Annotated in this window: 12 protein-coding genes; 11 read left to right on the top strand and 1 reads right to left on the bottom strand. The window is 67.7% G+C overall.

Features of this window, described 5'->3' with window-relative positions; all coding sequences use genetic code 11:
- The first annotated feature begins 84 nt into the window (after positions 1–84).
- The 4 genes from JNK30_RS08280 to JNK30_RS08265 all read left to right on the top strand — a co-directional run bounded on the left by JNK30_RS08280 (position 85) and on the right by JNK30_RS08265 (position 5,919).
- Positions 85–2,742, top strand: a complete 2,658-nt coding sequence (locus JNK30_RS08280) for a TonB-dependent receptor (RefSeq protein ID WP_293481592.1) — start codon at positions 85–87, stop codon at positions 2,740–2,742.
- 372 nt (positions 2,743–3,114) lie between these two features.
- Positions 3,115–4,719: an FAD-dependent oxidoreductase gene (locus tag JNK30_RS08275; RefSeq protein ID WP_293481591.1), complete on the top strand. Its 1,605-nt coding sequence runs from the start codon at positions 3,115–3,117 to the stop codon at positions 4,717–4,719.
- A gap of 18 nt (positions 4,720–4,737) precedes the next feature.
- Complete coding sequence (locus JNK30_RS08270) at positions 4,738–5,211, top strand: Rid family hydrolase (RefSeq protein WP_293481590.1); 474 nt, start codon at positions 4,738–4,740, stop codon at positions 5,209–5,211.
- Positions 5,212–5,466: 255 nt separating this feature from the next.
- A complete protein-coding gene (locus JNK30_RS08265) occupies positions 5,467–5,919 on the top strand; it encodes a GNAT family N-acetyltransferase (RefSeq protein WP_293481589.1) in 453 nt (150 codons plus the stop codon).
- 116 nt (positions 5,920–6,035) lie between these two features.
- Here the strand turns inward: JNK30_RS08265 and JNK30_RS08260 are convergent, their stop codons facing one another.
- Positions 6,036–6,677, bottom strand: coding sequence for a TetR/AcrR family transcriptional regulator (locus tag JNK30_RS08260; protein ID WP_293481588.1), 642 nt, complete (start codon positions 6,675–6,677; stop codon positions 6,036–6,038).
- 135 nt (positions 6,678–6,812) lie between these two features.
- Between JNK30_RS08260 and JNK30_RS08255 the strand changes: the two genes are divergently transcribed.
- The 7 genes from JNK30_RS08255 to JNK30_RS08225 all read left to right on the top strand — a co-directional run.
- Entirely contained in the window at positions 6,813–8,051 is a 1,239-nt protein-coding gene (locus JNK30_RS08255; protein WP_293481587.1) for an LLM class flavin-dependent oxidoreductase, read from the top strand.
- 77 nt (positions 8,052–8,128) lie between these two features.
- On the top strand, positions 8,129–10,240 hold the full coding sequence (locus JNK30_RS08250) for a TonB-dependent receptor (RefSeq protein WP_293481586.1): 2,112 nt from the start codon (positions 8,129–8,131) through the stop codon (positions 10,238–10,240).
- A gap of 10 nt (positions 10,241–10,250) precedes the next feature.
- On the top strand, positions 10,251–10,838 hold the full coding sequence (locus JNK30_RS08245) for a carboxymuconolactone decarboxylase family protein (protein WP_293481585.1): 588 nt from the start codon (positions 10,251–10,253) through the stop codon (positions 10,836–10,838).
- Positions 10,835–11,980 (top strand): serine hydrolase domain-containing protein, encoded by a 1,146-nt coding sequence (locus JNK30_RS08240; RefSeq protein ID WP_293481584.1) that lies wholly within the window; start codon positions 10,835–10,837, stop codon positions 11,978–11,980. Before JNK30_RS08245 ends, JNK30_RS08240 begins: the two co-directional genes overlap by 4 nt.
- Positions 11,981–11,982: 2 nt before the next feature.
- Positions 11,983–12,792, top strand: a complete 810-nt coding sequence (locus tag JNK30_RS08235; RefSeq protein ID WP_293481583.1) for an alpha/beta hydrolase — start codon at positions 11,983–11,985, stop codon at positions 12,790–12,792.
- Between the two features lie 129 nt (positions 12,793–12,921).
- Positions 12,922–13,266 (top strand): TfoX/Sxy family protein, encoded by a 345-nt coding sequence (locus tag JNK30_RS08230; RefSeq protein ID WP_293481582.1) that lies wholly within the window; start codon positions 12,922–12,924, stop codon positions 13,264–13,266.
- A gap of 231 nt (positions 13,267–13,497) precedes the next feature.
- The coding region (locus JNK30_RS08225) for a hypothetical protein (RefSeq protein ID WP_293481581.1) at positions 13,498–13,715 on the top strand (218 nt) is incomplete at its 3' end.

Genomic DNA, 13,715 nt, shown 5'->3' with positions numbered 1-13,715 from the left:
GTCATTTTGAGCAAGCCGCAAGAAAACAAGAAAACACAACACAAGGGAGAAACTTGGCATCAGGATTTGGGGGATATCGAAGTCATGAAATTGCAACCGGCGTCAAAAGCGACGCGCCTTCTCTGCTTGCTTGCGGCCACCACCTTCCTGACTCCGCTCGGCCTTGCCGAGCGCGCCTCCGCAGAGACGGCGGCCGAGGCGGCCGACGCCGCCGACGAGAGCTCGGAAGGCGCGCTGCTGGGCGAGGTGATCGTCACGGCGACCCGTCGGGCGGAGAGCATCCAGAAGGTGCCGATCTCGGTGCAGGCGCTCAGCACCGAAAAGATGGCCGAGCGGCAGGTGAAGAGCCTGTCCGACGTCGTCACCCTGCTGCCCTCGGTCTCGTTCGCCGGCCTCGGGCCGGGCCGCCAGACCACCTACTTCCGGGGCATCGTCCCGGCCGGCGGCACCTACGCGTCCGTGGGCTACTACCTGGACGACATCCCGATCACCGGCGTCGGCGTCCCCGACATCCACGTGTACGACCTGGAGCGCGTCGAGGCGCTGTCAGGCCCGCAGGGCACGCTCTACGGCGCCGGCTCGCTGTCCGGCACCATCCGCTTCATCACCAACAAGCCGAAGATCGGCGTGTTCGAGACGGGCTACGACGTGGAGGCCAACAAGTACGGGCCGGGCTCGGTGGGCGGCCAGCTCGAGTCGTTCGTGAACCTGCCCGTGAACGACACCCTGGCGGTCCGCGGCATGGCCTACGTCCGCCGCGACGGGGGCTACGTCGACAACACCCCGAACAACGGGAAGCTGAACGACGGGCGGTCGTCCGTCCTCACGCTCGGGGACAACAATCCGGCGACGTCCTTCACGCTCGACAACTCGGCGATCGCCGACGACAACTACAACACCATCCGCGAGTTCGGCGCGCGGCTGGTGGCGCTGTGGGAGGTCGCGCCCGGCTGGGAGGTCACCCCCCAGGTGACCGCGCAGTACCAGACCGCCAAGGGCTATTTCGGCTACGACCCGCGCCTGGGCGACCTCGAGGTCCACGACTACGACCAGACCAAGAACGACGACCGCTGGTACCAGGCGCAGCTGGCGGTGCACGGCCACATCGGCGACTGGGAAGTGGTCTCGGCGACCGGCTACCACCAGCGCCGGACCAAGCTGCTCAACGACTACACCTACTACACCGTGACCTATGACGGCTTCGGGCCGGGGTACGAGAACTACCTGCAGTTCTTCGACCGGAGCGGCTGCACGGGCACGGGCGCGACCCTGCGCTGCACGAAGTTCCTGAACCCGACCCAGTACTTCCACGGCCTGACCTACCGGGACAAGTTCACCCAGGAGGTGCGCGTCTCGACGCCGAAGGACTGGCCGTTCGACGTCACGGTCGGCGCCTTCTACCACTGGCAGAAGCAGCAAAATAACACCTACTACGCCATCCGCGGCCTGGATCAGATCGTGGGCTACACCCGCGCGGGCGGCGGCGACAGCAACCCGGCCGGCCTCGGCATTCCGGTGGCCAACGGGGGCACAATGATCCTGGGCACCCCGGCGGTGAAGGAGGACGGCTTCTACATCATCGAGACGGACCAGATCTATCACGACAAGGCGCTGTTCGCCGAAGGGCACTACAACATCACGCCGAACCTGAAGCTCACCGCCGGCATCCGCTATTTCAAGACGGACTACACCATCAAGGGCTTCGCCGGCGTGATGGCCTCGGCCCTGAACACCACCACCTCGCTGAACGTCCCGACCAACACGCGCGGGTGCGTGCTGCCGCTGCCCAAGAAGCGGCTGCAGTGCCTCAACACGAACTTCGCCGCGGCGGACCAGGTCGGGCGCTACGACGAGAGCGGCGAGACGCACAAGGTGGCGCTGGACTGGCAGTTCACGCCGACCAGGATGGTCTACGTCAACTACTCGACCGGTTTCCGGCCCGGCGGCTTCAACCGGCCGCTACGCATCCGCAACATCGGCGTCGCCTCGGTCGATCCGTTCAAGTCCGAGAAGCTCACCAACTACGAGCTGGGCATCAAGACGCTGTGGAACGACATCTTCCGCTTCAACGCCGCGATCTATTACGAGCAGTGGGACAACATCCAGTATTCGGTGGTCGTCTCCGGGGCCCAGGGCGCCGGCATCACCGGCAACGCCGGCAAGGCGCGGGTCTACGGCGTGGAGTACGACGCCGACCTGAAGCTGGGGAAGGTCACCATCTCGTCGTCGGGCGCCTACAACGACGCTGCGCTCGACGGCAATTTCTGCAACTTCGCCTTCGATGCGACGAGCCGGGCGATCACCCAGCTGTCCTCCTGCGCGCTGGGCCAGACCGTGCCGGGCTCCAGCCCGCCGACCCCGCAGGTCGCGGCCGCCGACGGCACGCGGCTTCCGCGCCAGCCCAAGTTCAAGGGCACCACCTCGGTCCGCTACGACACCGACTACGGCGACTACACGGTCTTCCTCCAGGGGGCGGCTCTCTACCAGACCGGCGCGACCCAGGACCTGAACGTCTTCAACAACAACCTCCTGGGCAACACCGGCGGCTTCGTCACCTTCGACATGTCGGGGGGCGTGAAGAAGGACAACTGGAACTTCAACGTCTTCATCCAGAACGCCTTCGACCGCCGGGGCCAGCTGACCCGCAACACGTTCTGCTCGATCACCTTCTGCTCGGGCTCCTCGCGGGCCTTCCCCATCAAGCCGCAGTTCTTCGGTGCCCGCTTCGGCCAGCGGTTCTGACCGGACGCCAGCGGAGGGCCCCCGAGACGAACGGGGGCCCGTCCGCGGCGGCGGCATGATCAGCATCCTCGCGCCGCCGGCGGACGGCTTGCCAGCGCGGTCCGGGTATTCAGCACGGACCCTAGAGCATCCTTCAGCCCGAACATCATCAGGCGACTGCTCTCTTCCTTCAGAGATACGTTTGACTATTCGGGTAACGCGCTGATGTATTTTTGACGTCTGCGCCGAAATGCCCATTCCGTCGCCAAGGGCGCCGGTTTGCGCCGCAGAATCCGGTCGGCCGCCTTCGCCCGAAGGGCCGCCGCTTGCGCCGCCGGACCCTGCCGATCCGACTTGCCGTGTCGCAGGGGCGATCAGGACGCGGAGTGGATCATGGGCTTCAGCCGTCGCAGCTTTCTCCATCGGCTCGGCGCGGTCGGCGGCGCGGCGGCGACCTACTCGGCCATGGTCAGCCTGGGCCTGATGGCCGTCCCCGCCCGGGCCGGGCCCATGTCGCTTCCGGCCGGGCTGGGTCGGGGGCGAAGCGTCGTCATCCTGGGCGGCGGCATCGCGGGCCTCGTCGCCGCCTACGAGATGGAGCGCGCCGGCTTCACGGTGACCCTGCTGGAGGCGCGCGACAGGCTGGGCGGGCGAAACTGGACGCTGCGCAACGGCTCACGCATCGAGATGGTCGGCGAAACGACCCAGACCGTGGCCTTCTCCGACGGCCTCTACATGAACGCGGGGCCGGCCCGTATCCCCAGCCATCACGAAGGCCTGCTCGGCTACTGCTCGCGCCTGGGCGTGCCCCTGGAGGTCGAGATCAACTCCAGCCGCAGCGCCTACATCTGGTCGGCCGGATCAAACGGCGGCAAGCCGATCCAAATGCGGCAGGGCGTGAACGACACCCGCGGCTACATCTCCGAACTGCTGTCCAAGGCGCTGAGCCGCGGCGCCCTGGACCAGGACCTCTCGGCCGAGGATCGCGAGAAGCTTCTCCCGTTCCTGCGCGCCTACGGCGACCTGGACGAGACCGGCGCCTTCCGCGGGACCGAGCGCTCGGGCTTCGCACAGGTTCCGGGCGCGGCCGGCCAGTTCGGGCGGTCGCGCGAGCCGCTTCCGTTCCGCGAGCTGCTGGCCAACGAGCAGCTCCGCGCCACCCTGTTCGAAGACCAGCTCTACATGCAGGCCACCATGTTCCAGCCCGTGGGCGGCATGGACCGCATCGTGGCCGGCTTCCAGCGGGCGATCACCAGTCCCGTGCGCATGAACGCCGAGGTGCTGGAGATCCGCCAGTCCCCCGGCGCCGTCGCCGTCACCTGGCGCGATCGCGTGCGGGGCACGACCGAAACGGCTCAGGCCGACTTCGCCGTGGTGACGCTCCCGCTCAACATCCTCGCGGGCGTCGAGTCCAACTTCGACAAGCCGGTGAAGGCCGCCATCGCCGGCGTGCCTCACGACTACTCCAACAAGATCGGCTTCGACGCGCCGCGGTTCTGGGAGAAGGACCAGATCTACGGCGGCATCTCGTTCGTCGGCGGCGAGACCAATCTCGTCTGGTATCCCTCCAACGGCCTGCACACCGCCCGCGGCATGCTGCTGGCCTGCTACGGGTCGGGACGCGCCGCCAAGGGCTTCGCAGCGCGGCCGATCGACGAGCAGATCGCCATCGCCAGGGGCGTGGTCGCGCGCCTGCACCCCGGCCACGAGGCCGACCTCTCCGCCCCCGCCGTGGTCAACTGGAGCAAGATCCCGTTCAACATGGGGCCCTGGCCGGCGTGGGGCGGGCGCGGGGGACAGGAAGGCCATCTCGACGACCCGGCCTATCGCCTCCTGAACCTGCCGCATGGGCGTGTCTATTTCTCGGGCGCCCACCTGTCGCAGATGCCCGGCTGGCAAGAGGGCGCCGTCCTGTCGGCGCAGCGCACCTTGAACCTGATCGCCGAGCGGGTTTCAAACTCGGTCGCCGAGGGCCGCGCCCGGGCTTCTGCGGCCTGACCCTCGAGGAGACTCCCGATGCGCCACCTGCTGCCTTCCGCCGCCCTCGCCCTCGCCGCCCTGGCCGGCGCTGCGCAGGCCGAGAATGTGCACGTCAATCCGCAGAACGGCTTCATCTCGCAGGCGGTGAAGGTCCCGGCCGGCTCCGAGACGCTCTACGTCAGCGGCATCACGCCCGACACGGTGGCCGGCGCGCCGTCGACCGCGCCTTTCGGCGACACCAGGACCCAGACCGCCAGCGTCCTCGGCAAGATCGGCGCGATCCTCCAGGGTCAGGGCTATGGCTGGGAAGACGTCGTGATGATGCGCGTCCTGCTCGTCGGCGACCCGGCAAAGGGCGGCGGCATGGACTTCGCGGGCATGATGGAGAGCTACAACGCGATCTATCAGCCGCTGAAGAAGAAGCCCGCGCGCATCACCTCCCAGGTCGCCGCCCTGGTCCGCCCGGGCATGATGGTCGAGATCGAAGTCCAGGCCGCCAAAAGCCGCTGAGGGCGGGATCCGCCGGCCCGCGGCGTCGAACGGCAGGGACGCCCCTGCGCCAGGCACGAACCGTTCGGCATCGCGCCGATCCCAGGGGCGCCCTCAGGCAAGCGAAGCCTTCGCGCAGAGTTCCGCCCTTGCGGCATCGTACTCGCTTCGCAGACGCGCGATCAGCTCGCCTGCTCCGAGCACGTCCCTCACGGCTCCAATGCCCTAGTCATGTCCCTATGCCTCGCGGCGGGCAGGAAGAACTATAGTCTCGCCATGACCAGCGACATCACCATAAGGCCGGCCAGCGAGGATGAGAGGGCTGAGCTGGGGGAACTCAAGTTGCGCTCGTCGCTGGCCTGGGGCGACCTCAACGCGGAACTCGCGCAGTTGCCGGAGGGCAGGCAGGTGCCCGAGGAACATCTCGCCTCCGTCTTTCTCGCCGAGCGAGGCGGCGCGATCCTGGGGTTCGCGACCGTCTTGGCCTCCACCGGTCACGATGCGGAGCTTGAAGATCTGTTCGTCGAGCCTGGCCTCTGGGGACAGGGCATTGGCCGAATGCTGATCGCGGAGGCCGAGCGGCGCGCAGTCGCGTCCGGGTTCAGGGGGCTTCACGTGATCGCCAACAAGCGCGCGCTGCCGTTTTACGAAGCGGTTGGGTTCTCAACGATCGGAACCGTGGAGACGCTCTTCGAGCCGGCGCCCGAGATGCGCAAGGACGTCGCCTAGGCCCGCCTGCCTGAGGTCCGCTGCCGAGCCCCGAGCTGACGTCAGCGATGCGCCATTTGCGGACGTTCACCCCGCGCGGAAAACCGGACTCTGTCAGCGCGCCTCCGAACGCTGGTTCAGCGTTGCGCTCTGGCCCTCTTTGTCTTCGGCTGGCCCGCCAGCGCGATTTGCTCGCGGGCTCGGGCAAGGGCGGCGGGCGCCTCGGCCCCGGCGAGGCTGCGGATGACGGCCACGAAGATCGCGTCCGCGCGCAAGGGATCATAGCCTTTCTGGAAGACCGCGTTGTACTTCACGCCCACTTCCACGGCCTGGGCGATCTCGGCGGCGAGTTCGGGCGTGACGCCGGACGCGCAGCCGACATCCTCGAAGAATCCCTGCAGCAGGGCGCGGATGTCGTTGTCGAACTGCGCCTTGATGGCGTGCAGCGCCGGCTGGTGCACCGAGACCCCGAACACCTCCACCAGCACGCCAAGGCCGACGCGGCTGATCCGGGGGTTGCGGATGTAGTAGTCGCAGAACTGGTCGAGCCAGATCCAGCGGTCGTCGGTGGGGATGCGCTGCAGATCATCGATGATCCGGCGGCAGAGGCCGTGAAGGTAGTACTCGAGGATCGCGTCCTTGTTCTCGAAATAATAGCGGATGTGGCTGGGCGACATGCCAGCCTTGACGGCGATGGCGGTCAGGGAAGCACTGGCGTAGCCCGTCTCGCGAATGCACCGGTGCAGCGCCTGCACGATCCGTTCTCGGCGATCTTCCACGTCGACCCATCCTGTGCGCCCCCCGTCGCGGAGCACCGCTTTCTCTAGTCCGACCCAGCCCGCCCAACAATCCCTTGACCCAAAGGAATTTCCTTTTGTAAATAATACAAAATGAAACGTCCAGGGAGGGGCGCGATGAAGTTCGGCGTGTTTTACGAGTTCCAGCTTCCGCGTCCGTGGACGGACCGTAGCGAATACGACCTGCTCCAGAACGCTCTCGTGCAGATCGAGATGGCCGACCGACTGGGCTACGACTACGCGTGGGAGGTCGAGCACCACTTCACCGAGGAGTACTCCCACTCCTCCGCGCCCGAGGTGTTCCTGGGCGCCGCCAGCCAACGGACCAAGAACATCCGCCTGGGCCACGGCATCATCCAGCTGCCGACCAACCACATCTCCCGCGTCGCCGAGCGCGTCGCCACCCTCGACCTTCTGAGCCACGGTCGCGTCGAACTGGGCACGGGGGAGGGTTCGACCACCACCGAGATTCATCCCTTCCACATCCGCTTCCGCGACAAGCGTGAAATCTGGGAGGAGTCGATCCAGGCCCTGATCCCCATGTTCACGGAGCAGGGCTGCGAGTTCCACGGGCAGTACATCGACTTCCCGCTGCGCAACGTGCTGCCGAAGCCGTTCCAGAAACCGCACCCGCCGCTCTGGACGGCGTGTTCCAACCTGGGGACGATCGAGTTCGCCGGCCAGCGCGGCATGGGCGCCCTGGGTTTCCAGTTCGTCTCCCCGGAAGCCGCTACCGCATGGGTGAACTGCTACTACAACAACATCACCAAGCGGCTGAACAAGCTGGCCGACTACCAGATCAACCCGAACATCGCGATGGTCTGCGGCTTCATGTGCGCCGAGACGGACGAGCTGGCCTACGAAAAGGCGGCCGGCTGGACGTTCTTCATCTTCGCGCTGCAGTACTACTCCAAGCACGGCTACGCCGAGCCGGGCAAACTCAACATGTGGGAGAAGTACCTGGAGTGGCGCGAGACGCCGAAGGCCCAGGAAGCGCTCCACACCGGCCTGATCGGATCGCCCGACACCATCCGCCAGAAGCTGCGCGAATACGAGAAGTCCAATGTCGACCAAGTGATCCTGCTCAACCAGTCGGGCAAGAACACCCATGAGGACATCTGCGCCAGCCTCGAGCTCTTCGCGCGCGAGGTGATGCCCGAGTTTCGCGACCGAGAGCCCGAGCACCAGGCCTGGAAGCGCAAGGTTCTGGCCGGCGAGATCCAGCTGGAAGAGATCGACACCACCCCCTTCCAGAAATTCATGGGCCAGCCCGACGAGCATCTCGCCCAGAGCATGACGTCGGCCAACCTCAAGAAGCTGCTCGACGAGAGGAAGCGGAGCGAGACGGTCGGCTGACCGTCTCGCGGCGCCCGCGCGCGCCCAAGGCGCGGCCGGTCAACGGCCGCACTCACAAAAAATCGGGGGAGGATATCATGAAGGCCTATCTGCTCACCGGCGCCTCGGCGCTCGCGTGCCTGGCGCCGATCGCTGCGGCCGCCCAAACCGCCTCCGGCCCCACCGGGTCGACGCAGGTCGAAGAGATCATCGTCACGGCGCAGAAGCGGGAGGAGTCGCTCCAGCGCACGCCCATCGCCATCACCGCCTATTCCGAGAAGGCGCTGGCCGCGCGCACCGTGACCGACGTCCAGGGCCTCGCCCAGGCGGGCCCGGGGCTGTCGTACAACAAGGTCTCCAACTTTGTTCAGCTCTCGGTCCGCGGGATCAGCCTCGAGCAGATCAACCTCGGCGGCGAGCCGGGCGTCGCGCTGCACCAGGACGGGGTCTACCTGGCCCGCCCCTTCGTTGGCGACGCGACCTTCTCCGACCTCGCCCGCGTCGAGGTGCTGCGCGGTCCCCAGGGCACGCTCTACGGCCGTAACGCCACCGGCGGCTCGGTGAACCTGATCTCCAACGAGCCCAGCGCCGACGCGCTCGGCCGCGTCAGCGTCACGGTCGGCAACTACGACCGCGTTCGGGTGGAGGCCCTGGCCAACGGCCCCTTGGGCGACAGGATCCAGGCCCGGGTCAGCCTCGTCCACGACGAACGCGACGGCTACATCCGCGACCTCAAGCAGGGCCGCCGCGTGGACGACCAGGACGTCTGGTCCGGGCGCGCCGCGGTCGGCATCGACGTCTCGTCCGACGTCCGCCTCGTGATCACGGGCGACTACGCCCGGGAGGACGACGCTGGCCCGATCTTCGACGTCGGCTCGATCCCGGGCACGGCCCCGGCGCTCGGCGGCCGCGTGACCGCGAGCAAGCGCACCCTCTTCCTCGACGGCCCGGCCGAGAACGACGTGAAGAACGGCGGCGTGACCGGGCGGCTCGCCTGGAAGCTCCCCGGCGTCACGGTGACCTCGATCAGCGGCTGGCGCGACTCGCGCTTCCGCCTGCAGAGCGACCTCGATGGCACCGACTTCTTCCTCATCAACGAGGACCTGCGCGAGGACGCCGAGCAGTGGAGCCAGGAGCTCCAGTTCGCCTCCTCGGGCGACGGTCGGCTCCAGTGGCTTGCGGGCGTCTATGCCTTCACCGAGACGGGCCACCTGGACTACCGCTTCCCGTTCCCGATCGCGCAGACGACGATCACCTTCCGAGCCCGGCAGAAGACCAACGCCTACGCAGCGTACGGCCAGGCCTCTTATGCATTCACCGACAAACTGAAGGCCACGGTCGGTCTGCGGTACAGCCACGACAAGAAGACCGGCCACACGGACCGCGTGCTGTTCGTCCCCAGTTCGGCCGACATGCACGGCAGCTGGTCCGCCTGGACGCCCAAGTTCGCCCTGGAGTACCGCCTCGACGACGACCGGCTGCTCTATGCCTCGGTGGCGCGCGGCTTCAAGGCGGGGGGCCTCAACACCGCCAGCCTGCAGACCGCGCCCTACGATCCGGAATACGTCTGGAGCGGCGAGGTCGGCTCGAAGAACCGCCTTGCCGACGGGCGGCTCCAGCTCAACGTCTCGGCCTTCACCTACAAGTACACCGACTTACAGGTGAACCAGTTCGCGGTGGGGCAGACCTTCATCACCAACGCCGCCTCGGCCAAGGGCCACGGGCTGGAGGTGGAGGCCATCGGCAAGCCGACCGCCGCCCTCACCCTCGACGGATCGCTGACGGTGCTGGACGCGACCTTCGACAAGTTCGTCACCGGCGACTCGTTCCGCCCGTCTCTGGGCCAGCTGGATCTCTCCGGAAACCGCCTGCCGCGCGCGCCGAAGTTCACCGCCACCTTGGGCGCCCAGTACGACTGGCGCCTCGACGACGGCGGCCTGATCACCCTGCGCGGCGATTACGCCCACCGAAGCGCGGTCTTCTTCACGCCGTTCAACACCAGCTACGCCCGCTCGCCGGCCACCGACGTCTTCAACGCCCGCCTGGCCTACACCAGCCCAAAGGGCGGCTGGCAGGCCGCCGTGTTCGGCCGGAACCTGAGCAACGAGCTCACGATCCAGACAATCACCGTCTCGGGCATCAACAACGGAACCATCGAGCTCTACGGCCCGCCCCGCACCTACGGGGTCGAGCTGCGGCGCGGCTTCTAGGGAGGCCCTCATGACCTCCATCGCGCCAAGACTGAGCCGGCCCCGGCTGGCTCCGCTCGATCCGCCGGACTGGGACCCCGCGGTCCACCAGATCCTCGACCCGGGCCGGCGGCCCGACGAGTTCGGCGATCCCGCGCAGCCGGTCTTCAATGTCTTCAGGACGCTGGCCAACTATCCGGCCCAGATGAAGCGCATGTCGCCGTGGGGCAACCATCTGCTCTTCAAGTCCTCGCTGGAGCCCCGGGTCCGCGAGATCCTGATCCTGCGCACCGGCTGGGTCTGCCAGGCGGCCTACGAGTGGGCGCACCACGAGGAGATCGCACTGACCCAGGCCGGGGTGTCGCCTGAGGACGTGGAGGCGGTCCGTCGCGGCCGCTTCGATGATCCGGCCGATCAGGTCCTAATCGACGCGGTCGACGAGCTGCTCCGCGACCGCTTTATCGGCCAGGCGACCTGGGACGGGCTCGCGGCGAAGCTGGCCACGCGGCAGCTGATGGACCTCGTGTTCACGGTCGGCCACTACGCCTCGATGTGCATGGCGCTGAACACCTTCGGGGTTCAGCTGGAGCCCGAGTACCAGGACGGAGCAGGCCGATGATCCAGGGGTCGGTGGCGCCGGGCTTCGAAGCCGTCGAGGCGGCGTTCCGCATCAACTTCGCGCCGGAGCACGACACGCCCGAGGTGGGCGGCGGCTTCGCGGTCCTGCGCGGAGACGAGGTGCTCGTCGATCTCTGGGGCGGCCACGCCGACGGCGCGCGCACCCGACCCTGGGCCCGCGACACCCTCGTCAACGTCTACTCCAGCACCAAGGGGGTGGCCGCCGCCTGCACCACCCTGCTCGAGTCGCGTGGGCTCATCGACTATGCGGCGCCGGTGGCGCGCTACTGGCCGGCCTTCGCCCAGGCCGGCAAGGGCGACATCACCGTCGAAATGCTGCTGTCGCACCAGGCGGGGCTGTCGGGCCTGACCGCGCCGCTCACCATGGAAGACCTCTACGACTGGGAGAAGATGATCGGCCTGCTGGAGCGGGCCGAGCCTCTGTGGCCGCCGGGCTCGGTGGCGGGTTACCACGCCCTCACCTGGGGCTTCCTGGCCGGCGAACTGGTGCGCCGCACCGACGGGCGCAGCATCGGCCGGTTCCTGCGCGAGGAGCTTTGTGCTCCCCTGGGCGCCGACGTCTTCATCGGCGTGCCCGAAAGCGAGGACGGCCGCGTGGCCGAGATGCTGGCGCCGCTGGGCGAGCCGACCCAGTCCCTGGCCGAGATGTCCGACATCCTGAAGCTCACGCTGACCAACCCCTACGTCGAGGCCACCATCCCCAACCAGCGCGCCTTCCGGGCGGCCGAGCTGCCGGCGCTGAACGGGGCCGCCACCGCCATGGGGCTGGCCTGCATCTACGCCCCGCTCGCCAACGACGGCGCATTCGGCGCGCGCCGCATCTACGCGCCAGGCGCGGTGGAGCGGGGCGCCCAGCGCCGCTTCCGAGGCGTCGACATCAACCTGGGCGTCGAGGTTCGCTGGGGCGCGGGCTTCTACGGCAACAATCCGCTCAAATGGTACGGGCCCAATGACGAGACCTTTGGCCACTCCGGCTGGGGCGGCTCCATGGGCTTCGCGGACCCGGTGGAAGGGATCAGCGTCGGCTACGTCCTCAACCAGATGGACGCCAACCTCCACGGCGACCCGCGCGGGCTGCGGCTGGTGGCGGCGGTCTATGAAAGCCTGGCCGCCGGTCGCTGAGCTTGCCGTACTTCGACCGTCCCGACGCACGGATCTTCTACCAGGACCTTGGCGCCGGCCGGCCCGTGATCGCTACGCACGGCTTCTCCGAGACTTCGGACTACTGGACGATCGGCGGCTTCGCGGACTTGGCCGCGCGCGACCTCCGCCTGATCCCCATGGACATGCGCGGGCATGGGCGCACCCGCGTGCAGGCTGACGCGCGGGGCTTCGATGCGGAAACCACGGCGGCGGACATCTCCGCGCTGGTCGCGCACCTGGGCCTCAAGAGCTACGACATCCTGGCGCACGCCACCGGCAGTGTCGTGGCCCTCCGCCACGCCATGGGGAACCCGCCCGGCCTCCGCCGGATGGTGCTGACCAGCGCGGCGTCCGCCACCGCCATGGCCGAACCCGAGTTCTTTACGAGGATGTCCGCGTTCTACGCCCGGCACGATTGGCCAGACATCTTCCCCCGCCTGCGCCGCAGTCCCGAGCCCTTCCTGAACGGACTGGACCGGGCCGTTGACCCCGACCGGCTCTGGCGGGCCATCGAGCACGTCTTCGCCCAGTGCGAGCCCGGCCAGCTGTCCCGCTTCGCACTGGACTTCTACGACGACCCCGACCCGAGGCTGGCCGCCTTGAGAGGCATCAAGGCCGACTGCCTGGTGATCTCAGCCGAACTGGACGAGATGATGCTGGAGCCGTCCGACCTGATCGTGAACCACGTTCCGAAGGCCACTCACGTTCACCTCCGCGGGGTCGGGCACATGACCGCCATCGAATGCCCCCGCGAACTTGCCGATCTCGTTGTTCGCTTTCTCACGCGCTGACCGCGGCCCGACGCGAAGCGACGACTCGCGGTGAGCGGCTCTGCGCCAGGAGCTGACCTCGGGACCGCGCCGTGAAGGCGAAATCTCGTTCGCGCTCGTCAGCCGGCGATCGAACGGCCACAATAGGCCATGGCGACCGACCGCAAGACCGTGGACTACATCGTCGATCAGATGGCCAAGGCCGGGGCCGTGGCCACCAGGCCGATGTTTGGTGAGTACGGCGTCTACTGTGACGGCAAGATGGTCGCGATCATCGGTGACGGGCAGCTCTTCATCAAACCCACCGCAGCCGGAAGAGCTTTGGCCGCGGACGCCGAGGAGGTCCCACCCTACCCCGGCGCCAAGCCCTACCTGCTGATCGATGCCGAATGCTGGGAGGATCAGGACTGGATGAGCGACCTAGTCCGCACGACGGCGGCCGCCCTGCCCGCTCCGAAGCCAAAGCCGGCCAAGGCGCGCAAGCCGACCAGGTAGCCCCGTCCGGCGGCAAGGTCTCTCTGGCGTCACCTCCGGGCCTTCCCAGCGCGTCACACCTCCCAGAGGATGCCCTCCAATGCGCTGTCGCCGCGCTAGATCGCCAGGCGCGGCCCGTGCGCTCCAGGCAGATGGTGTATCTGAACAACAAGTCGCTGGGGGACGCCGGACAGTTGGCTTCATGCGCGGGAACACCTTGGCGGCGAGATACGCGGGACGCATGGTGAGGGCATGGGCAAGTACGATCCCTTGAGCGGCCACCTCCGCCGACAAGCCCTTCCTGAGTTCGAGATGAGTTTCTCGGAGATCGAGCGTGTGCTCGGAGCCATGCTTCCCAAGAGCGCTGATCGACCGCAGTGGTGGGCGAATGTCTCTGATCGGAGAACGTCGCACGTCCAGCGGGAAGCCTGGCGGTCCGCCGGGTACGACGCATTCTTGATCGCGGGCAG

It is taken from the genome of Phenylobacterium sp., from assembly GCF_016793225.1.
GTDB lineage: Bacteria > Pseudomonadota > Alphaproteobacteria > Caulobacterales > Caulobacteraceae > Phenylobacterium.
Note: the sequence above shows the minus strand (reverse complement) of the source record. Positions and strands in the feature narration are given on the sequence as shown.

Bases quoted from the DNA above. Each gene is read 5' to 3' on its own strand.
- JNK30_RS08280 (WP_293481592.1), top strand. From the start codon at position 85: ATGAAATTGCAACCGGCGTCAAAAGCGACGCGCCTTCTCTGCTTGCTT.
- JNK30_RS08275 (WP_293481591.1), top strand. From the start codon at position 3,115: ATGGGCTTCAGCCGTCGCAGCTTTCTCCATCGGCTCGGCGCGGTCGGC.
- JNK30_RS08270 (WP_293481590.1), top strand. From the start codon at position 4,738: ATGCGCCACCTGCTGCCTTCCGCCGCCCTCGCCCTCGCCGCCCTGGCC.
- JNK30_RS08265 (WP_293481589.1), top strand. From the start codon at position 5,467: ATGACCAGCGACATCACCATAAGGCCGGCCAGCGAGGATGAGAGGGCT.
- JNK30_RS08255 (WP_293481587.1), top strand. From the start codon at position 6,813: ATGAAGTTCGGCGTGTTTTACGAGTTCCAGCTTCCGCGTCCGTGGACG.
- JNK30_RS08250 (WP_293481586.1), top strand. From the start codon at position 8,129: ATGAAGGCCTATCTGCTCACCGGCGCCTCGGCGCTCGCGTGCCTGGCG.
- JNK30_RS08245 (WP_293481585.1), top strand. From the start codon at position 10,251: ATGACCTCCATCGCGCCAAGACTGAGCCGGCCCCGGCTGGCTCCGCTC.
- JNK30_RS08240 (WP_293481584.1), top strand. From the start codon at position 10,835: ATGATCCAGGGGTCGGTGGCGCCGGGCTTCGAAGCCGTCGAGGCGGCG.
- JNK30_RS08230 (WP_293481582.1), top strand. From the start codon at position 12,922: ATGGCGACCGACCGCAAGACCGTGGACTACATCGTCGATCAGATGGCC.